The following is an 18,697-nucleotide window of genomic DNA, read 5'->3' as shown; positions in this document are numbered from 1 at the left end:
GGTCACGTCCCCCCGCCGTCGACGTCGTGGCGGCGCCCGGCGGCGAACACGGCCCGTACGTCGCGCAACGCGGCCAGGTCCGCCAGGGGGTCGCCGTCGACCAGCAGCAGGTCCGCGCGGAGGCCGGGGGCGATCCTCCCCGTGGTGCCCCCGAGGCCGAGGGCGTCGGCCGCGTGGGAGGTGGCCATGTCGAGGATCGTGGCGTGCGGCAGCCCGAGGTGGGCGTAGAACGTCAGGGCCTGGGCCAGGCCGTCGAAGCCCGCGCGCTGCACCCCCGCGTCCGTACCGGCGACGAGGCGCACACCGGCGTCGGCCATGCGCCGTACGAGGGCGAACACCGCGTGGGCGCGTTCCGCGCCGAACAGGCGGGGGAGCAGCCGCCAGTGCGGGCTGACGGTGGGGCAGACGGCGATGCCGCGCGCGACGATCCGTTCGACGACGTCGGGCCGGTAGTCCAGGCCGTCGGCGGTCAGCCAGGTGCAGTGCTCCAGGGTGTCGACGCCCGCCTCGACGGCTGCGGCGATGCCGTCGGCGCCGTGGGCGTGGGCGGCGACGGGCACCCCGGCGGCGTGTGCCTCCTCGACCAGGGCGGCCAACTCCGCCGCGGTGAACTGCGACCGGTGGGTCGGGGGCCCGTCCTTCGTCAGGCCGCCGCCGGTGGCCATGACCTTGACGACACCCGCTCCGGAGGCGACCTCGCGCCGTACGAGGTCGCGGACCCCGGCCTCGCCGGTGACCTCGCCGCCGAGGAAGTGGCAGTGGCCGCCGACGGTCGTCACCGGGGTGCCCGCGGCGACGAGGCGCGGTCCCGGCGTACGTCCGTCGCGCACCTCGGCGGCCAACCGGAACGCCAGCCCCCCGCGGTCGCCCAGGTCGCGGGCGGTGGTGACGCCGCCGCGCAGCAGCCGCGCGGCGCGGCCGCGCATGTCCGCGAGCAGCGTCCCGTCCGGCGTGGCGCGGAGGGTGGCCACCGGGTCGGGGCCGCCGTCGAAGGCGAGGTGGACGTGCGCGTCGACCAGGCCGGGCAGGAGCGTACCGGCGTGGTCGAGGCGCGGTACGTCGGACGCGGCCCGTGCCGCGACCTCCCGGCGCGGGCCGACGGCCGCGACGGTGTCGCCGTCGACGAGCACGGCGCCGTCCGCCAGGTACGTGCCCGAGCCGACGAGCACCCGGTCGGCGGTGATCAGCATGGTGACTCCTCGCTCTCCCCCGCCGCACCCGTGCCGCGCCACCCCGACCGTACGGGCCTACCGCTCGCCGCCCTCCGCCTTCACCTCGGTCTCCTCGGTGAACGGCCCCCAGTTGCCGTCGGGCAGCTTCGCGCGCACCTTCACGGCGTACGTGACGCCCGCCTTCTTCCCCATCGGCAGCGTGAGGGTGCCGGTGTCCTTGGGCGCGGTGCCGCCGAGGACCAGCTTGGAGCCGAACTTCCCGTCCACGTACACCTCGTACTCGGTGATCTCGCCGTCCGTCTTCGGCGCGTTCCAGACCAGGTCGAGCTGGTAGCGCCCGGCTTCGAGGCGGGAGGTGCCCTGGAGGTCGGTGGGGACCTCGGCGCCGGTGTCGCCGCCGGGCTGCGCCTTCGTGGTGACGGTGACGCCCTCGCTCTCCGGGGAGGCGTTGTCGGCGGCGTCGCGCGCCTTGACGGTGAACGCGTAGCGGGTGCCGGGGCGGAGCGTGGTGACGGCCGCCGTCGTCTTCGTGCCGGACACGCTGTGGATCCTGGTGCCCGCCTGGTAGACGTCGTACGCGGTGACCTCGTGGTCGTCCTTCGACCGCTGCCAGGTGAGCGTCGCCGAACGGGGGCCGTTCGCGCGGCCCTTGAGGCCGGCGGGCGCGGTCGGCGGCTTGCTGTCGTCCGCGGCGGCGGAGGGCGTCGTGACGGAGGCGGTCGTGCTGCGCCGGGAGACGTTGCCGTCGGCGTCCCGCGCCCGTACGGCGAAGGTGTACGTGGTCGACGCCTTCAGGCCGGTGACGTCGAGCATGTGCCGGGAGGCGGGTACGTCCTTGAACTTGGCGCCGTTGCGGAAGACCTCGTACCGCTTCACCTCCCCCTCGTCGGCGGAGCGGTTCCACATGACGTGTGCCGACGTCGAACTGCTGGAGTCGACGGTCACGTTGGACGGTACGGAGGGCGGCTCGGTGTCGCCGTCGTCGGAGCCGCAGGCGGACAGCGCCAGCAGGCAGGCGGCGGTGCTCAGCGCGGCGAGCCAGGGGGTGGGCCTCACGAGGACGCCTCTCATCGGGCGAGCAATGGTCTAGACACATATCGCACAGGTGACTGCGTACATTCAAGACCTCGGCGGCCGGGGGCACTTCCGCCCCGACCACCCCGCCCGCCCCGAAGCGCCCCACGCGCGCGCCCCGTCCCCGTCGACCCCACGCCCGCGCCCCACGCCCGTCCCCGGACACACGGACGCGGCGGCGGCGCCACCCCCCACCGGAGGCGGCACCACCGCCGCGCCGTCACGTCACCGCCACCCGCGCCCGTACGCGCGGCCGAAGCCGAAGCCGTACGCGGCGCGTCCCACGGACCCTCACGGACCAGCCCGCACGTGACGACCCGCGCGCGGTGCCCCGTACCGGACGCCGCCGTACGCGACGCCCCGGGCGCGCGCCGTCAGCGCGCGTCGTCCCCGCGTCCCGCCTCCGACTCCGCCTGCTTCGCCTCGACCTCCGGGTCGAGGACGGCGGCCGGGGCCTCCGAGTCCACGGACGCCTCGGGCGCCGACGCGGGCAGCGCCGCGCCGTCCCGTACCTCCGTGGCGGCCGGGGGCTCGACCAGCCAGTCCGGGTTGGCCTGCTTGTCCCACCAGCGCCAGGCGGCGTACGCGCCGCCCGCCACCAGCCCGAGCAGCCCCAGCCGCTTCGCCAGCCGACCGGTACGCGCGCGCCGCGTACGCCGCCGCGCGAGCTTGTCGATCTCCCACGGGCTGACCTCGCCGCGGAGCGCCGCCAGGGCGGCGGCACTGCGCTGGCGCGCCTCGTCCCGGGCGGGCCCGGCGGCCGAACGGGCGTCCGCGAGCGCCGACTCGACGCGCGGCACGGTGTAGTCGGTGGCCTGTCGGGCGGCGCGCCGGGTCTTCCGGCCCGCGCGCGCCGCGGTCTCCTCGAACTCGGGCGGCAGCGCGTCGCGCGCCTTGCTGAGCCGCGGCCCGACGTGACTGTCGTAGCCGTCCCGCGCGCCGCGGGCGGCGGCGGTCACCTTGGGACCGAGCCGCGAACCGGCCTCGTGCGCGTAGTACGAGGCGGTCTCCCTGGCCGTCTCAGCGTAGGGTGCCGCAGCCTCCGCGGCGTGCCGCACGCCGGACCTGGCGTTGTCGGCCGCGGCGCGTGCGCTGTCGATGCGGGTCACGGGTTCCTCCTCCTCGGTGGTGTGCCTGGGTGCCCCGGAGTGGTTCCCCGGGACGACGAAGACACAGTCTCTCGCGTTCCACCTGTTGCGCAGATCATGCCTGGCCGTCGTTCGGGGGCATGCGTGCGGACGCATCCGGGTCACTCGGCCCCCGTACCGGACGCGGTCCGTGGGAGGATCGGGCGAGTCACTGCACATTGATGGAAGGTAGATCGTGGCCGAGCAGCTTTACGCCACCCTGAAGACCAACCAGGGCACCATCGAGGTACAGCTCTTCCCGAACCACGCCCCGAAGACGGTCAAGAACTTCGTCGAGCTGGCCGAGGGTTCCCGCGAGTGGGTCCACCCGGAGACCGGCAAGAAGTCGACCGACAAGCTGTACGACGGCACCGTCTTCCACCGTGTCATCAGCGGCTTCATGCTCCAGGGCGGCGACCCCCTGGGCAACGGCACCGGCGGTCCGGGCTACGAGTTCGGCGACGAGATCCACCCCGACCTCGTCTTCGACCGCCCGTACCTGCTGGCCATGGCGAACGCCGGGCCGGGCACCAACGGTTCGCAGTTCTTCATCACCGTCGCCCCCACGGGCTGGCTGACCGGCAAGCACACCATCTTCGGTGAGGTCACCGACGAGGCCAGCAAGAAGGTCGTCGACGCCATCGGCGCCACCGCGACCAACCCGCGCACGGACCGCCCGGTCCAGGACGTCGTGATCGAGAGCGTCAGCATCGAAACCCGCTGACCCCGCGGGAGCCGACCGCGCGGAAGCGGCGCCGCCGCACCGCGGCGCGGGCCGCCACCGCGCGCCCGGGAAGCGCGCCGGGAAACGGGAACTGATCCGCCCTGCCCGTCCGTAGAACGGTCAGGGCGGATCGGTCTGAAGGGAAGTCCGCATGGACCAGCACCAGTCGGTGGTCTGCTACCGGCACACGGATCGTGAGACGGGCATACGCTGCACGCGCTGCGAGCGGCCCATCTGCCCCGACTGCATGATCACGGCGTCCGTCGGGTTCCAGTGCCCCGAGTGCGTCAGGAGCGGTTCCGGCACGGGACACCCCGCGCACGCGAACCAGCCCCGTACGCTCGCGGGCGCCTCCGTCACGGCCGACCCGCGTCTGGTCACCAAGGTGCTGCTCGCGCTGAACGTGGCGCTGTTCGTCGCCGTGCAGACCGCGGGCGACCGGCTCACCGCGGACCTGGTGATGATCGGCCAGTGGCCGCACCACCCGTTCTACGAGCCGACGGAGGGCGTCGCGGAGGGGCAGTGGTACCGCCTGCTCACCTCCGTCTTCCTGCACCAGGAGATCTGGCACATCGCGATGAACATGCTGGGGCTGTGGTTCCTCGGGCCGCCCCTGGAGTCCGCGCTCGGCCGGCTCCGCTTCGTCGCGCTCTACCTGCTCGCCGGACTCGGCGGCAGCACCCTCACGTATCTCGTCGCGGACCCGGCGGCGCCGTCGCTCGGCGCGTCCGGCGCGATCTTCGGGCTGTTCGGGGCGACGGCCGTGCTGATGCGGCGGCTCCAGTACGACATGCGGCCGATCCTGATCCTCCTCGGGATCAACCTGGTCTTCACCTTCACGTGGGAGGACATCGCCTGGGAGGCGCACATCGGCGGTCTGCTCGTCGGCGCGCTCATCGCGTACGCGATGGTGCACGCGCCGCGTGAGCGGCGGACGCTCGTGCAGTACGGCACGTGTGGCGCGGTGTTCGTCGTGCTGGTGCTGCTGTGCCTGTTCCGCACGCTGGCGCTCACCGGCTGACGCGCCGCCTACCCGAAGCCCGTCCCGCCCCGCGCTCGTACACCCCCCGCCCGTACACCCGCCCACCAGGCGTCCCGCGCCCCCGGACGCGCGTCGCGCGCCCGGAGTTGTCCACAGTGCGGCGGAGATCTTGTGTACGGAGTGGGGAGCGCCTGTTCGAGCACGGGTGCGGGCGCGTTTGCCCAGCAAGATCGGGGTGGCCCGGTCCGTCGAGAAGTGTGGCCCGAGGCCGTGACCGAAGGGCCCCCGGTTGAGTTATCCACAGATCTTCTGAAGTTTTCCAGTGCTGTGGATCAACCTGTGGATAACTCGGTGGAGCCGTGAAGCCCCTGGTGAACGGCTACTTCCACTGCGTGGAGACGACGAACCCGCCCGCGATGAAGCCGAAGCCCACGACGATGTTCCAGTTCCCCAGGGACTCCACGGGCAGCGTGCCGGTCGTCACGTAGAAGACGACGATCCACGCCAGCCCCAGCCCGAACAGGGTGAGCATCAGCGGCGCCACCCACCGGCGGCCACCACCACCGCCGCCCAGATCGATCTTGGTCGCCTTCCGCTCGGGCGGCGGCTTGAACTCGTCCTTCTTGCGGATCCGTGACTTCGGCACGAGGGACTCTCCTGTCGATGCGCTTCGTGACCGCGCTGGGTGAATCGTGAGGTCGGTGGTCCGTTAGCGTAGTGCGTCGTAGGGGCGGAGGGAGACAGGGGTACGGTGTTCAATTTTCGCATCAGGCCGGCCCGCGTGGCCACAGCCGGAATCTTCGCCCTCGCCGGACTCCTCTTCTGGATCAGCTGGGACACCGCGGCGGGCACCAACATCCGTACGGACGACTCGATGCTGCGCCTCTCCGACCTCATCCGGGAGCGCAGCGAGAAGAACGGCGACCTGGAGACGTCCGCCGCCACCCTCCGCTCCCGCGTCGACGGCCTCGCCGAGCGCGACGGCGGCGCCACCGAGGAGGAGGAGCGGGAACTCGACGCCCTCAAGCGCGCCGCCGGCACCACCGGCGTCTCCGGCGAGTCCCTGACCGTCACCCTCACCGACGCCCCGCCGGACGCCACCCCCCTCACCCCCGGCGTCCCGGACCCGCAGCCCAACGACCTGGTGATCCACCAGCAGGACCTCCAGGCCGTCGTCAACGCCCTCTGGAAGGGCGGCGCGAAGGGCATCCGCGTCATGGACCAGCGGCTGATCAGCACCAGCGCCGTCCGCTGCGTCGGGAACACCCTGATCCTCCAGGGCCGCGTCTACTCCCCGCCCTACGAGATCACCGCCGTCGGCGACCGCGACGCCCTCCGCCGCGCCCTGGACACCGCGCCCGCCGTGCAGAACTACCTCCAGTACGTGGACGCGTACGGCCTCGGCTGGAAGGTCGAGGAGGACTCCGCCACGACCCTCCCCGGCTACCGCGGGACGGTCGACCTCCAGCACGCCTCCCCCGTCGAGTGACCCCCGGGAGTACGCCCCTGGGCGGAACCGGGGGCCGCTACTCTGGAGGGCGCGCCGCAGGGGCGCGGGAGCGGAAGGGACGGCTCACGGGATGTACGGCTGGATCTGGCGGCACCTGCCGGGCAACGCGTACGTGCGGGCGCTGATCTCCCTCGTGCTGGCCCTCGGGGTGGTCTTCGTGCTGTTCCAGTACGTGTTCCCGTGGGCGGAGCCGCTGCTGCCGTTCAACGACGTGACCGTCGACGAGGGTTGAGGAGCGGGTACGGGCTGATGGGCGCGCGGATTCTGGTCGTCGACAACTACGACAGCTTCGTCTTCAACCTCGTCCAGTACCTCCAGCAGCTGGGTGCCGACTGCGAGGTCCTGCGGAACGACGAGGTGCGGACCGCCCACGCGCGGGACGGCTTCGACGGCGTGCTGCTCTCGCCCGGCCCGGGGACGCCCGAACAGGCCGGTGTCTGCGTGGACATGGTGCGGCACTGCGCCGACGGCGGGCCGCCGGTCTTCGGCGTCTGCCTGGGCATGCAGTCGATGGCCGTCGCGTACGGCGCGGTCGTGGACCGGGCCCCGGAGCTGCTGCACGGCAAGACGTCGCTGATGCTGCACGAGGGCGCCGGCGTCTTCGCCGGGCTGCCGTCCCCGTTCACCGCCACCCGCTACCACTCGCTGGGTGTCGAACGGTCCACGGTGCCGCCCGAGTTGGAGGTCACCGCCTGGACGGAGACCGGCCTGGTGATGGGGCTGCGGCACCGCGAACACCCCGTGGAGGGCGTGCAGTTCCACCCCGAGTCGGTGCTGACGGAGTGGGGCCACCGCATGCTGGCCAACTGGCTGGCGGAGTGCGGCGACCCGGACGCGGTCGCCCGGTCCGCGGGGCTGGCGCCGGTCGTCGGCACGTGAACCACGACCGCCCGGAGTACGACGGCACCTACGGGGGCCCGTACAGCGACCCGTACGGCACCGAGCCGCGCGGGGACGACGCCCCGCGGGCGCCGCACGCGGGCGGGGAGTCGGGGGAGCCCGGGGAGTCGGCGTACGGGGGCGAGCCGTACGGCGGTGGCGCGTACGGGAGTCCGGCGTACGGGACGGGGCACGGCGACCCGGCGGCGTACGGGAACGGCGCGGGCGCGGACGCCGGTGCCGGGAGCGGCGCGGGTGCCGGGAGCGGGTACGGGGACCCCGACGCGTACGAGGCGGCCGTCGGCGCGCTCGCCGACCCGCTGACGGACCCGCTGCCCGGCGGCGGGACACCCGGCCCGGCGGGCGGGGGACAGCCGCCGCCCGTGCCGTACACCCCGCCCGCCGCACAGCCGTTACCGCCGCTCGCGGAGCCGGGCGGTGAAGGCGGGCACGGCGCCGGGGGGCAGCCGCAGGAGCCCGCCGCCGCCGAGCCGCAGCGCCTGGAGTGGGGCCGTACGCCCCCCGGTGGGCGCGGGAGTGCCGGGCCCGACGCCCCCGTGCCCGAGGTGGCGGAGACCGCCGCGCTGCCCGCGCTGGACCTCCCGGACGCCGCCGGACCCCCCGCCGGAACGGGAACCGGAACCGGAACGGGAACCCCACCGGGGCCCGTCCCCGGCGCCGGGTCGGGCCGCCGCGCGGCGGCCCGCGCGGAGCGGCCGGGCGCGCGCCGGACGCGGGGCGGGCGCGGGGCGGGCGGCGGCAGCCGTACGGGCGGCCCGGCGGAGCCCGGGGCCCGTACCGGCGCGGGCGGCGAACTGGCCGCGGACGACGCCGGGTCGGGCCGCGCCGCCCGCCGCAGGGCGGCGAAGGGCGGCGGCCGGGCGCGCGGCGGTACGCGCGCCGCTCCCCGCGGTGGTACGCGCGCCCGCAAGGGGCCGCCGCCCACCCCCGCGCCCGCGCGGGCGGGCACCCGGCTGGAGGCGCGGCGGGCGGCGCGGGCGGCGAAGGACGGGCCGGTGGTGATCCTCAGCCGGTTCATCGGCGAGGTGTTCATCACGCTGGGCGTGGTGATGCTGCTGTTCGTCGCGTACCAGCTGTGGTGGACGAACGTCCTCGCGCACCAGAAGGCCGACCGGGCGGCGAACGACCTCGCGGACCGCTGGAGCGAGAACCCGGAGCGGCGGCCGGACAGGTTCACGGCGGGCGAGGGCTTCGCCATCATGTACATCCCGAAGCTGGACATCCGGGTGCCGGTCGCCGAGGGCACCGACAAGGAGAGCGTCCTCGACAAGGGCATGGTCGGCCACTACGACGCCAAGTCCGGCCTGGACACGGCCATGCCGTGGGAGAAGCGGGGCAACTTCTCGGTGGCCGGGCACCGCAACACCCACGGTGAGCCGTTCCGCTACATCAACAAGCTGGTGGCGGGCGACGAGATCATCGTGGAGACGGCGGACACCTACTTCACGTACACGATGCAGAGCCGCCTCGCGTCCACCTCCCCGTCGAACACGACGGTGGTGGAGCCGGTGCCGCCGCAGTCGGGCTTCGAGAAACCGGGCCGCTATATCACGCTGACCACGTGCACCCCGGAGTTCACGTCGAAGTTCCGTCTGATCGTATGGGGCAAAATGGCCGAGGAACGCCCGCGGAGCAAGGGGAAACCGGACGCTCTCGTGGGATAGCGGTGTCGACAGGGGGACGGGGGACGGACCGTGGCGGAGGACGCCAAGGGGGCCGGGAACGCCGAGGGGGCAGCGGGCGACGGCACTTCGGGGGGACCGGCGGACGACGGCGCCACGGCGGGGGCCGGGGGCGCGGAGGGGACCGTACGGCCCGCGGAGGACCGTACGACGGACCCCGCGCCCGAGCCCGAAGCCCGGCCGGAACTCGACGCCGACGCCGACACCGAACCGACCACCGACGCCGAGCCCGACGACCGCGAGAGCGAACCGGAGACCGAAGCGGACTCCGAACCGGAGTCGGTGCCGGAGCCCGCGCCCGTGAGCCGTACGCGCGGCCGGGTCGCCGTCGTCGTCGGCGTCGTCGGGGAGTTGCTGATCACCGCGGGCCTCGTCCTCGCCCTCTTCGTCGTCTACTCCCTGTGGTGGACGAACGTCGTCGCCAACCGCGAGGCCGACCGCAAGAGCGAGCGCGTACGCGACCACTGGGCCGCCGGACGCGGCCCGGACGGCCCCGGCGCCCGCGACCTGAAGGACGGCATCGGCTTCCTGCACGTACCGTCCATGACGGACGACGACGTGCTGGTCACCAAGGGCACCGAGACGAAGGAGCTGAACCACGGCATCGCGGGCTACTACACCGAGCCCGTCCGCTCCGCGCTCCCCTGGGACCAGTCGGGCAACTTCGCGCTCGCCGCGCACCGCGACGGGCACGGCGCGAAGTTCCACGACATCGACCGGATCGACGAGGGCGACCCGGTGGTGTTCGAGACGAAGAACACCTGGTACGTCTACGAGGTCTACGCGATCCTGCCGAAGACCTCCAAGTACAACGTCGACGTCCTCGACGCCGTGCCGAAGGAGTCCGGCCGGAAGGACGCGGGCCGCTACGTGACGCTCACGACCTGCACGCCCGTCTTCACCTCCGAGCACCGCTACGTGGTGTGGGGCGAACTCGTCCGCACCGAGGACGTCGACGAGGACCGCACCCCGCCCCGCGAACTGCGCTGACCCGCGCCCGCGCACCCCGCCCGTACACCAACAGCCGCACCCGCCCCGTACGACGGCGGCGGGCCGGACGCCTCACGCGCCCGGCCCGCCGCCGTCATCCGGTCCTGCCCTCCGGTCCCGCCGCGGGTCAGTCCCCCCGCAGGCCCCCGAACGGGAAGCCGCCGTTGTCCCCGCCGCCGGGCCCGCCACCGGGCGCGCCCGGGCGGGCGATGATGGTGACCGTGTCGCCCTTCTTGGCCGGGGTGTTGGGGCCGGGGTTGGTGGTGAGGACGGTCGCGTTGTTCTCGTCCGGCGCGCCCTGCACCTCCACCTTGAACCCGGCGCCCTCCAGCGCCCCGCGGGCGTCCCGTACGAGCTGGTTGCTCACGTCGGGCACGTTCACCGGCTTGTCGTCCTCCGGCGGGTCCTCGTCCTCCGCGGGGGCCTTCGCGACGGTCAGGGTGACCTGCCCGCCCTCGGGGGCCTTGGACGGCGGCGCCGGGTCCTGCTTGATGACCTTGTTCGGCTCCTTGCCGGGGGCGTCCTGCTCGACCTTGGCGACGGTGAAGCCGAGCCCCTCCAACTGGGCCTTGGCCTCCTCGAAGTCCTTGTCGACGACGTTCGGCACGGACGTCTGCTGCTGGGTGGCGACGGTCAGGGTGATCGTCGAGCCCTTGCGGGCCTTGTCGCCGCCGGCCGGGTCCTGGCCGATGACGCTGCCCTCGTCGGCGTCGGACTCCTCGTTCTTCCGCTTCACCTCGAAGCCGGCGTCCTCCAGCTCCTGTTCGGCCTTGTCGAAGTCGTCACCCTCGACGTCGGGCACCTCGACCGGCGCCGCGCCCTTCGACAGGGCCACGGTGACGGCGGCACCGTGCTCGATCTTCTCGCCCGCCGCGGGCGTCGACTCGCAGATCGTGCTCTTCTTCTGGTCGCAGTACTTGCTCTGGCCCTTCTCGATGGTGAAGTCCCCGTTGTCGCCGAGCTGTTCGGCCTCCTCCAGGGTCTTCCCGGCCAGCTCCGGCACGACCACGTCGCCGCTGTCCTTGTCGCCGCCCCACAGCGCGTTGCCGATGAAGACGGCACCGACCAGGACCAGGACGAGCGCGGCGACCAGCAGCACCGTCGAGGTGTTGTTCTTCTTCTGCGTACGGCGCCTGCCGCGCGGCTCGTCCCCGTAGTACCCGCCGTCGTCGTCGCGCATCGGCGGCAGCATCGACGTGTGGTTCTGGTCCTGCGGCCGGATCGCGGCGGTCGGCTGCTCGTCCCCGTACCCGCCGTAGCCCACGGCACCCATCGCGGCCGTCGCGGCGACCGGCTGCCCGTCGAGGCACGCCTCGATGTCGGCGCGCATCTCGTCGGCGCTCTGGTAGCGGTAGTCCGGGTCCTTCGTCAGCGCCTTCAGGACGATGGCGTCCATCTCGGGCGTGATCTCGGGGTCGAACGAACTGGGCGGCTGCGGCTCCTCCCGCACGTGCTGGTACGCCACCGCGACCGGCGAGTCGCCTATGAACGGCGGCCGCACGGTGAGGAGTTCGTACAGCAGGCAGCCCGTCGAGTACAGGTCGGACCGCGCGTCCACCGACTCGCCCTTCGCCTGCTCCGGCGAGAGGTACTGCGCGGTGCCGATGACCGACGACGTCTGCGTCATCGTCATCCCGGCGTCACCCATCGCGCGGGCGATGCCGAAGTCCATGACCTTGACCTGGCTGCCGCGCGTCAGCATCACGTTCGCGGGCTTGATGTCGCGGTGCACGATGCCGTTGCGGTGGCTGTACTCCAGCGCCTGGAGGATGCCGACGCACATCTCCATCGACCGCTCGGGCAGCAGCTTCCGGCCGCTGTGCAGCAGCTCGCGGAGCGTGGACCCGTCGACGTACTCCATCACGATGTACGGGATGGACACCTGGTCGACGTAGTCCTCGCCGGTGTCGTACACGGCGACGATCGCGGGGTGGTTGAGCGAGGCGGCCGACTGGGCTTCCCGGCGGAAGCGGGCCTGGAACGAGGGGTCGCGGGCGAGGTCGACCCGGAGCGTCTTCACCGCCACCGTGCGGCCGAGGCGGGTGTCGTGCGCGAGGTACACCTCGGCCATGCCACCACGGCCGAGCACCGACCCCAGCTCGTACCGGCCGCCGAGGCGACGCGGCTCTTCCATAAGTCTCCAGCCCTCTCCGTACGTCCGGGCCGCGTTCGTACCGGCCGGCGGTGTGCTGCTCGGCATACGGTACCCGGCCGTGGTTACGGGCCCCGCCCGGCCGAGGCAACCGTTGTCACCTCGTGCTGTGCGGGTGCCCGCTCACTGCTTGGTGTCGAGGATGGCCTTCATCACGTCCTTCGCGACGGGCGCCGCGAGCTTGCTGCCGGCGATCTCGTCGCGGGACGTGTCGGAACTCTCGATGACCACCGCGACGGCCACCGGAGACGAGCCGTCCTCGCCCTTCGCGTAGGAGATGAACCACGCGTAGGGGTTCTGGTTGTTGTTCTCGCCGTGCTGCGCGGTGCCCGTCTTCCCGCCGACTGTGACGCCGGGGATCTGGGCGGTGGTTCCCGTGCCCTTCTCCACGACCGTCTCCATGGCCTCCTGGAGCTTCTGCGCGTTGTCGGAGGACACCGGCTCGCCCAGCTGCTTCGGCTTGGTCTGCTCGACGACGTTCAGGTTCGGCGCGACGAGCTTGTCCACCATGTACGGCTTCATCAGCGAACCGTCGTTGGCGACCGCGGACGCCACCATCGCCATCTCCAGCGGGGTGGCGCGGTTGCTGGCCTGCCCGATGCCCGCCATCGCGTTCTGCGGGCGGTTGTCCTTCGGGTAGTCGCTCTCCGCCGCGCGCACGGGAATGTCCAGCTCTCCGTTCCCGTAACCGAACTTCTCGGACATCTCGCGCATCTTGTCGTTGCCCAGCTCGTCGCTCATCTTCGCGAACACCGTGTTGCACGACCACTGCATCGCGACGCGGATCGACGCGTTCTTGCACGCCGGGTTGTCACCGTCGTTGCCCAGGTCGGTGCTGCTGTCCGGCAGCCGGTACGGCGTCGGGGAGTCCGTCTTGTCGTCCAGCCCGTAGTCGCCGCTCTCCAGCGCCGCGGCCGCCGTGACGACCTTGAACGTGGAACCCGGCGGGTACGTCTGCCGCAGCGCCCGGTTCAGCATCGGCTGGTCCTCGTTCTTCTCCTTCTGGAGACCGGACCACGCCTCGGAGTCCTTGTCGCCGTTCCCCGCGAAGCTCGACGGGTCGTACGACGGGGTGCTCGCCAACGCCAGCACCGCGCCGCTCTCCGGGTCGATCGCCGCGACGGCGCCCTTCTTGTCGCCCAGCCCCTCGAACGCCGCCTTCTGCGCCTTCGAGTTGAGCGTCGTGACGACGTTGCCGCCCTTCTGCGGCTTCCCCGTGAGCATGTCGACCGTGCGGTTGAAGAACAGCCGGTCGTCGTCGCCGGTGAGGATGCCGTCGTTCAGCGCCTCCAGCTGCGTCGCGCCGAACGCCTGCGACGCGTAACCCGTCACCGGCGCCCACACCGGGCCGTTCTTGTACGTCCGCTTGTACTTGAAGTCGGTGCCCTCGGTCTCCGTGGAGCCGGTGATGGGCTTGCCGTCGCTGGTGAGGATGTTGCCGCGGGGCTGCGCGTAACGCTCGATGGCGACCCGGCGGTTGTCCTCGTGCTCGGACAACTCGTCGGCCTGCACGAACTGCACGTAGTTGACGCGCGCCAGCAGCGCGAGGATCAGCAGACCGCAGAAGACGGCGACGCGGCGGAGAGGCTTGTTCATCGGACCACCTGGGTCATCTCGGCGTCGGAGTTCGGGGCGGGGGCGGGCGCGGGCCTGCGCGCGGTGTCGCTGATGCGCAGCAGGATCGCCACGAGCGCCCAGTTGGCGATGACCGACGAACCGCCCTGCGCCAGGAACGGCATCGTCATGCCCGTCAGCGGGATCAGGCCGGTGACACCGCCCGCGACGACGAACACCTGGAGCGCGAACGCCCCGGCGAGACCCACCGCGAGGAGCTTCCCGAACGGGTCGCGGGCGGCCAGCGACGTCCGCATGCCACGCTCGATCAGCAGCGCGTACAGCACCAGGATCGCCATCACCCCGGTGAGCCCCAGCTCCTCGCCGACGGTCGCGAGGATGTAGTCGCTCTTGGGCGCGATACCGCCGATGAGCCGCGAGTAGCCCTGCCCGAGACCCGACCCGAGGATGCCGCCGGAACCGAACGAGAACATCGCCTGCGCGGTCTCCGTGACACCGCCGTTCTCCCGCGCCAACGGGTCCAGCCAGCCGTCGACCCGGCTCTGCACGTGCCCGGCGAACGACGCGACCGCGACGGCGCCCGCACCGCTCAGCGCGAGACCGAAGACGACCCAACTGGTCCGCTCCGTCGCCACGTACAGCATGATCACGAACAGGCCGAAGAACAGCAGCGAGGTGCCCAGGTCCGTCTCGAAGACCAGGATCATCAGGCTCAGCGCCCAGATCGCCAGGATCGGCCCGAGGTCCCGGCCACGCGGCAGGTAGAGGCCCATGAAGCGGCGGCTGGCGAGCGCGAGCGCGTCCCGCTTCACCATCAGGTAGCCCGCGAAGAACACCGCGATGATGATCTTCGCGAACTCGCCGGGCTGGAGCGAACCCACACCGGGGATCGTGATCCAGATCCGCGCGCCGAAACGGGCGGGGAAGAACATCGGCAGGATCAGCAGGATCAGCGCGACGACCATCGAGATGTACGTGTACCGCTGGAGGACGCGGTGGTCCTTCAGGAAGAGCAGCACCCCGATGAACAGCGCCACACCCAGCGTCGACCAGATCAGCTGACCCGGCGCCATCGCCCCGCCCAGCGCCGGGGTCGTGATGTTCGGCTCCTGGTCCAGCCGCCAGATCAGCACCAGCCCGAGACCGTTCAACAGCGTCGAGATCGGCAGCATCAGCGGGTCCGCGTACGGCGCCCAACGACGCACCACCACGTGGCAGACCGTCGCCAGGAGCCCCAGCCCCAGCCCGTAGCCCAGCATGCCCGCGGGCAGCGAACCGTCCTTGGCCAGACCGACGTTGGCGTACGCGAAGACCGGGATGAGGACGGCGAACACGAGCATCGCCAGCTCGGTGTTGCGCCGACTGGGCAGACCCCCGGGGGAGACCGTGGTGTTGCTGCCGGTGTTGATGTTGAGGTTACTGCTCATCGCTGCTGCGGCCCCCTACGGTGCTGTGCACTGCTTGGCGAGCTCGCGCTGTTGCTCCGAGAGGCTGGGGCTGGGCGAAGGCGAGCTGGAACTCTGGCTGGTCTCGTCTGCGGCCGGGGCACCGGCCTGGTCACCGGCTCCGGCGCCACCCGTCTCGGTCGGGTCCGGGGACTTGCCGTCGTCCTCGCCCTTGTCCTGCCCGCCGCCCGCCTCGCCGCCCGGGGTCTTCCGGTCCTTCTGCTCCGCGACGATCTTGCAGACGTCGGCCTGCGCCTTCAGCTCGGCGACCTTGTCCTCGGCCTGCCCGAGGCTGTCCGAGGCGATGGTCTCCTCGACACGCTGACGCTGGTACAGCGGAAGGTACTTGAGTTCGATCTCGGGGTGGCTCTTCTCCACCTCGCTGAGGCTTATGCCCGCCAACTCCTGGCTGATCCCCTGGTAGAGCGCCACATGGTCCTTCTCGGAACCCACGTAGTACTGCGCCTGCGTCCACCGGTAGCCCCCGTACAGGCCGCCGCCGACGACCACCAGCGCGAGCCCCACGAACAGCGAACGCTTCACCCACAGGCCCCGCCTGGAGCGCTTCACGAAGTCGCCGTCCGTGTACCGGCCGAACGAGTCCGCGGGCGGCGGCGCCGCCGCGGGCGACGCGCCGCTCCCGGGCGGGCCGAAGCCGCCCTCGGGAGAGCCGCCGGACGGCTGCGGCGGAACCTGCCGGCCCAACTCGGCGGCACGGGCCGCCGGGGTCTGCGCGTCCCCGCCCAACTGGTGCTGGTTCTCGGCGACCGCGCCGACGATCACCGGGGTGTCGTTGAGCTGCCCGGTGAGGGTGTCGTTGCCGTCCACGTCGAGGACGTCCGCGATGATGCACGTGATGTTGTCCGGGCCACCCCCGCGCAACGCCAGCTGGATCAGCTCCTGCACCGTCTCGTGCGGACCCTGGTAGCTGGCGAGCGTGTCCTCCATCGTCTGGTGCGACACGACACCCGACAGACCGTCGGAACACAGCAGGTACCGGTCGCCCGCCCGTACCTCACGGATCGACAGGTCCGGCTCCACGTGGTCGCCACTGCCCAACGCCCGCATCAGCAACGAGCGTTGCGGGTGGGTCGTGGCCTCCTCCTCCGTGATCCGGCCCTCGTCCACCAGCCGCTGCACCCACGTGTGGTCCTGCGTGATCTGCGACAGCCGCCCGTCCCGCAGCAGGTACGCCCGCGAGTCCCCGACGTGCACCAGGCCCAGCCGCTGCCCCGTCCACAGCAGCGCGGTCAGGGTGGTGCCCATCCCCTCCAGCTGCGGGTCCTCCTCGACCATGACGCGCAACTGGTCGTTCGCGCGCTGCACGGCACTGCCCAGCGACGTGAGGATGTCGGAGCCGGGAATGTCCTCGTCCAGCTGCACGATGGTCGAGATCACCTCCGAGCTGGCGACCTCACCGGCGGCCTGGCCGCCCATCCCGTCGGCCACGGCGAGCAGCCGCGGACCCGCGTAACCCGAGTCCTCGTTGTGCTCGCGGATCATGCCGTCGTGCGATCCGGCGGCGAAGCGCAGTGACAGACTCATGCGCACCTCGCCCGTCGGCTCCGGGTACATCCGCACGGTGCCCACCCTCCGGTCGTCATCTCTTCGGCCTGTCTATTTCCGCAGCTCGATGACCGTCTTGCCGATACGGATCGGCGCTCCGGGCGGGATCGGTGTCGGCGTGGTCAACCGGGTCCGGTCGAGGTACGTGCCGTTGGTGGAGCCCAGGTCCTCGACGATCCACTGACCGTCCCGGTCCGGGTAGATCCTGGCATGCCGGCTGGAGGCGTAGTCGTCGTCCAGCACGATCGTCGAGTCGTGCGCCCGGCCGAGGGAGATCGTCTGCCCCTGGAGCGCCACCGTCGTACCCGTGAGGGACCCCTCGGACACCACCAGCTTCGTGGGCGCGTTCCGCCCGCCCCGCCCCCGGCGCGAGGACGACTGCTGCTGTTGCTGGCGCTGCTGCGGCGGGGCCTGCTGCCGCTGCGGACGCGCGTCGTTGCGCCGGGCGGCCCGCTGGGTCACCCGCGTACCGAAGAGGTCGCTGCGGATGACCTGCACCGCCACGATGACGAACAGCCACAGCACGGCGAGAAAGCCCAACCGCATGACCGTCAGGGTCAGCTCTGACATTGCCCCCGCTTCACCCTTCGGCTTGCCGGTAAATGATCGTGGTACTGCCCACGACGATGCGTGAGCCGTCGCGGAGCGTAGCGCGAGTCGTGTGCTGCCCGTCCACCACGATGCCGTTCGTGGACCCGAGATCCTGGACGGACGGCGGGTTCCCGGCACGGATCTCGCAGTGCCGGCGGGAGACTCCGGGGTCGTCGACGCGCACGTCGGCCTCGGTGCTGCGGCCCAGCACGAGGGTCGAGCGGGAGATCTGGTGACGGCTCCCGTTGATCTCCACCCAGCGCCGCGTCTCGGACCGCGGCAGCGGGCCGGAGGCACCCGGGGCGTACGAGGGCGGCGGGGGCGCCGAGGAGGGCATCGGCGGCGCGCTCGCGGGCCGGGCCGGGAAACCGCCCTGCCCGCCGCCGGAACCGCCCCCCGCGCCGGCCTGCGTCGGCGAACCGGGGGCGGGCGAACCGCCGAGGTGGGACGGCGCCTGGGAGGTGCTGGACGCGAGTGTGCGGCTGCGTACGCGGTACAGGCCGGTGTCGAGGTCCTCGGCCTTCTCCAGGTGCACCTTGACGGGGCCCATGAAGGTGTAGCGCTGCTGCTTCGCGTAGTCCCGCACCATGCTGGAGAGTTCGTCGCCCAGCTGCCCCGAGTACGGGCTGAGCCGCTCGTGGTCGGGGGCGCTCAGCTCGACGATGAAGTCGTTCGGCACGACCGTCCGCTCGCGGTTCCAGATCGTGGCGTTGTTGTCGCACTCGCGCTGGAGGGCGCCGGCGATCTCGACGGGCTGCACCTCGGACTTGAACACTTTGGCGAAGGTGCCGTTGACGAGACCCTCGAGTCGCTGCTCGAACCGCTTCATGACTCCCACGGTGCACCTCCTTCCCAGATGGCCGTCGCCCTAGTGCGACGGCTGCCGCTCCAGTGTCCCTGAACGCGCGCATGCCGCTTTGCCGGTAGTGCTTACTGATCGTATCCACGCGCGGGGAAATCAGCTGGTTCCCCACAGCGCTCGCCAAGCGGAGTGGCACCTCTCACACCCTTGCACGGAACGTGCCGGGTGCCGTGTGACGCCCCCTCCCAGTGTCCCCCAGCGCAGGCCAACGGTGCGCCGCTTACGGGGATACGGGGCACGGGAACGGAGGTGAGCCCACCCCGTTCACCGTGCTAATCTTTGGGACGTCGGCAGGGAGCCAGCACGGTCCCGTCGGCAGCGTCCTTCCCCACGGTGGTGGGGGAG

At 72.0% G+C, this 18,697-nt stretch carries 17 protein-coding genes; 7 read left to right on the top strand and 10 right to left on the bottom strand.

Translation table 11 applies throughout. From position 1 onward, the window contains the following. Nucleotides 1-2 precede the first annotated feature (2 nt). The 3 genes from D7M15_RS14255 to D7M15_RS14245 all read right to left on the bottom strand — a co-directional run bounded on the left by D7M15_RS14255 (nucleotide 3) and on the right by D7M15_RS14245 (nucleotide 3,355). Complete coding sequence (locus D7M15_RS14255; protein WP_121517857.1) at nucleotides 3-1,190, bottom strand: amidohydrolase family protein; 1,188 nt, start codon at nucleotides 1,188-1,190, stop codon at nucleotides 3-5. 57 nt (nucleotides 1,191-1,247) lie between these two features. Then, the gene (locus D7M15_RS14250; protein WP_121517856.1) at nucleotides 1,248-2,228 is read right to left on the bottom strand and encodes a fibronectin type III domain-containing protein; all 981 of its coding nucleotides are present in this window, start codon (nucleotides 2,226-2,228) and stop codon (nucleotides 1,248-1,250) included. Between the two features lie 392 nt (nucleotides 2,229-2,620). Continuing rightward, nucleotides 2,621-3,355, bottom strand: coding sequence for a DUF5324 family protein (locus D7M15_RS14245; RefSeq protein ID WP_121517855.1), 735 nt, complete (start codon nucleotides 3,353-3,355; stop codon nucleotides 2,621-2,623). Nucleotides 3,356-3,569: 214 nt separating this feature from the next. On the opposite strand from D7M15_RS14245, the gene D7M15_RS14240 reads away from it, so the two are divergent. Then, nucleotides 3,570-4,097, top strand: a complete 528-nt coding sequence (locus D7M15_RS14240) for a peptidylprolyl isomerase (RefSeq protein ID WP_121517854.1) — start codon at nucleotides 3,570-3,572, stop codon at nucleotides 4,095-4,097. A 151-nt stretch (nucleotides 4,098-4,248) separates the two neighbouring features. Then, nucleotides 4,249-5,118 carry a rhomboid family intramembrane serine protease gene (locus D7M15_RS14235; RefSeq protein WP_121517853.1) on the top strand — a complete coding sequence of 290 codons (870 nt, stop codon included), beginning with the start codon at nucleotides 4,249-4,251 and terminating at the stop codon, nucleotides 5,116-5,118. 340 nt (nucleotides 5,119-5,458) lie between these two features. On the opposite strand, the gene crgA is transcribed toward D7M15_RS14235, so the two are convergent. After that, entirely contained in the window at nucleotides 5,459-5,725 is a 267-nt protein-coding gene (gene crgA, locus D7M15_RS14230; RefSeq protein WP_121517852.1) for a cell division protein CrgA, read from the bottom strand. A gap of 135 nt (nucleotides 5,726-5,860) precedes the next feature. Here crgA and D7M15_RS14225 point away from each other — a divergent pair, with 135 nt between their 5' ends. The 5 genes from D7M15_RS14225 (at nucleotide 5,861) to D7M15_RS14210 (ending at nucleotide 10,161) form a co-directional block, all read left to right on the top strand. Continuing rightward, nucleotides 5,861-6,568, top strand: coding sequence for a DUF881 domain-containing protein (locus tag D7M15_RS14225; protein WP_346428805.1), 708 nt, complete (start codon nucleotides 5,861-5,863; stop codon nucleotides 6,566-6,568). 91 nt (nucleotides 6,569-6,659) lie between these two features. After that, nucleotides 6,660-6,821, top strand: a complete 162-nt coding sequence (locus D7M15_RS28460; RefSeq protein WP_165906254.1) for a hypothetical protein — start codon at nucleotides 6,660-6,662, stop codon at nucleotides 6,819-6,821. 17 nt (nucleotides 6,822-6,838) lie between these two features. After that, complete coding sequence (locus tag D7M15_RS14220) at nucleotides 6,839-7,468, top strand: aminodeoxychorismate/anthranilate synthase component II (RefSeq protein WP_121517850.1); 630 nt, start codon at nucleotides 6,839-6,841, stop codon at nucleotides 7,466-7,468. Beyond that, the gene (locus D7M15_RS14215) at nucleotides 7,465-9,153 is read left to right on the top strand and encodes a class E sortase (RefSeq protein ID WP_121517849.1); all 1,689 of its coding nucleotides are present in this window, start codon (nucleotides 7,465-7,467) and stop codon (nucleotides 9,151-9,153) included. The genes D7M15_RS14220 and D7M15_RS14215 overlap by 4 nt, the downstream gene beginning before the upstream one ends. Nucleotides 9,154-9,453: 300 nt before the next feature. Further along, nucleotides 9,454-10,161 carry a class E sortase gene (locus D7M15_RS14210; RefSeq protein ID WP_240649648.1) on the top strand — a complete coding sequence of 236 codons (708 nt, stop codon included), beginning with the start codon at nucleotides 9,454-9,456 and terminating at the stop codon, nucleotides 10,159-10,161. Nucleotides 10,162-10,288: 127 nt separating this feature from the next. Here the strand turns inward: D7M15_RS14210 and pknB are convergent, their stop codons facing one another. The 6 genes from pknB to D7M15_RS14180 all read right to left on the bottom strand — a co-directional run bounded on the left by pknB (nucleotide 10,289) and on the right by D7M15_RS14180 (nucleotide 18,328). Beyond that, nucleotides 10,289-12,295 carry a Stk1 family PASTA domain-containing Ser/Thr kinase gene (gene pknB / locus D7M15_RS14205; RefSeq protein ID WP_121517848.1) on the bottom strand — a complete coding sequence of 669 codons (2,007 nt, stop codon included), beginning with the start codon at nucleotides 12,293-12,295 and terminating at the stop codon, nucleotides 10,289-10,291. A 141-nt stretch (nucleotides 12,296-12,436) separates the two neighbouring features. Continuing rightward, on the bottom strand, nucleotides 12,437-13,909 hold the full coding sequence (locus tag D7M15_RS14200; protein ID WP_121517847.1) for a penicillin-binding protein 2: 1,473 nt from the start codon (nucleotides 13,907-13,909) through the stop codon (nucleotides 12,437-12,439). Beyond that, entirely contained in the window at nucleotides 13,906-15,315 is a 1,410-nt protein-coding gene (locus D7M15_RS14195) for an FtsW/RodA/SpoVE family cell cycle protein (protein WP_121517846.1), read from the bottom strand. Before D7M15_RS14195 ends, D7M15_RS14200 begins: the two co-directional genes overlap by 4 nt. A 15-nt stretch (nucleotides 15,316-15,330) precedes the next feature. Then, nucleotides 15,331-16,923 carry a Stp1/IreP family PP2C-type Ser/Thr phosphatase gene (locus tag D7M15_RS14190; RefSeq protein ID WP_121517845.1) on the bottom strand — a complete coding sequence of 531 codons (1,593 nt, stop codon included), beginning with the start codon at nucleotides 16,921-16,923 and terminating at the stop codon, nucleotides 15,331-15,333. A 27-nt stretch (nucleotides 16,924-16,950) separates the two neighbouring features. Continuing rightward, a complete protein-coding gene (locus D7M15_RS14185) occupies nucleotides 16,951-17,469 on the bottom strand; it encodes an FHA domain-containing protein (protein ID WP_121517844.1) in 519 nt (172 codons plus the stop codon). 10 nt (nucleotides 17,470-17,479) lie between these two features. Further along, nucleotides 17,480-18,328, bottom strand: coding sequence for a DUF3662 and FHA domain-containing protein (locus D7M15_RS14180; RefSeq protein WP_121517843.1), 849 nt, complete (start codon nucleotides 18,326-18,328; stop codon nucleotides 17,480-17,482). Nucleotides 18,329-18,697 lie beyond the last annotated feature (369 nt).

Source organism: Streptomyces sp. Z26 (genome assembly GCF_003665095.1).
Taxonomy (GTDB): domain Bacteria; phylum Actinomycetota; class Actinomycetes; order Streptomycetales; family Streptomycetaceae; genus Streptomyces; species Streptomyces phytohabitans.
The sequence above is the reverse complement of the archived record's forward strand: the minus strand, read 5'-3'. Positions and strand labels throughout refer to the sequence as shown.

What these genes read in the sequence shown, in the direction of transcription:
- D7M15_RS14185 (WP_121517844.1), bottom strand. Translation starts at nt 17,469, where the DNA reads ATGTCAGAGCTGACCCTGACGGTCATGCGGTTGGGCTTTCTCGCCGTG.
- D7M15_RS14235 (WP_121517853.1), top strand. Translation starts at nt 4,249, where the DNA reads ATGGACCAGCACCAGTCGGTGGTCTGCTACCGGCACACGGATCGTGAG.
- D7M15_RS14200 (WP_121517847.1), bottom strand. Translation starts at nt 13,909, where the DNA reads ATGAACAAGCCTCTCCGCCGCGTCGCCGTCTTCTGCGGTCTGCTGATC.
- D7M15_RS14220 (WP_121517850.1), top strand. Translation starts at nt 6,839, where the DNA reads ATGGGCGCGCGGATTCTGGTCGTCGACAACTACGACAGCTTCGTCTTC.
- D7M15_RS14255 (WP_121517857.1), bottom strand. Translation starts at nt 1,190, where the DNA reads ATGCTGATCACCGCCGACCGGGTGCTCGTCGGCTCGGGCACGTACCTG.
- pknB (WP_121517848.1), bottom strand. Translation starts at nt 12,295, where the DNA reads ATGGAAGAGCCGCGTCGCCTCGGCGGCCGGTACGAGCTGGGGTCGGTG.
- D7M15_RS14195 (WP_121517846.1), bottom strand. Translation starts at nt 15,315, where the DNA reads ATGAGCAGTAACCTCAACATCAACACCGGCAGCAACACCACGGTCTCC.
- D7M15_RS28460 (WP_165906254.1), top strand. Translation starts at nt 6,660, where the DNA reads ATGTACGGCTGGATCTGGCGGCACCTGCCGGGCAACGCGTACGTGCGG.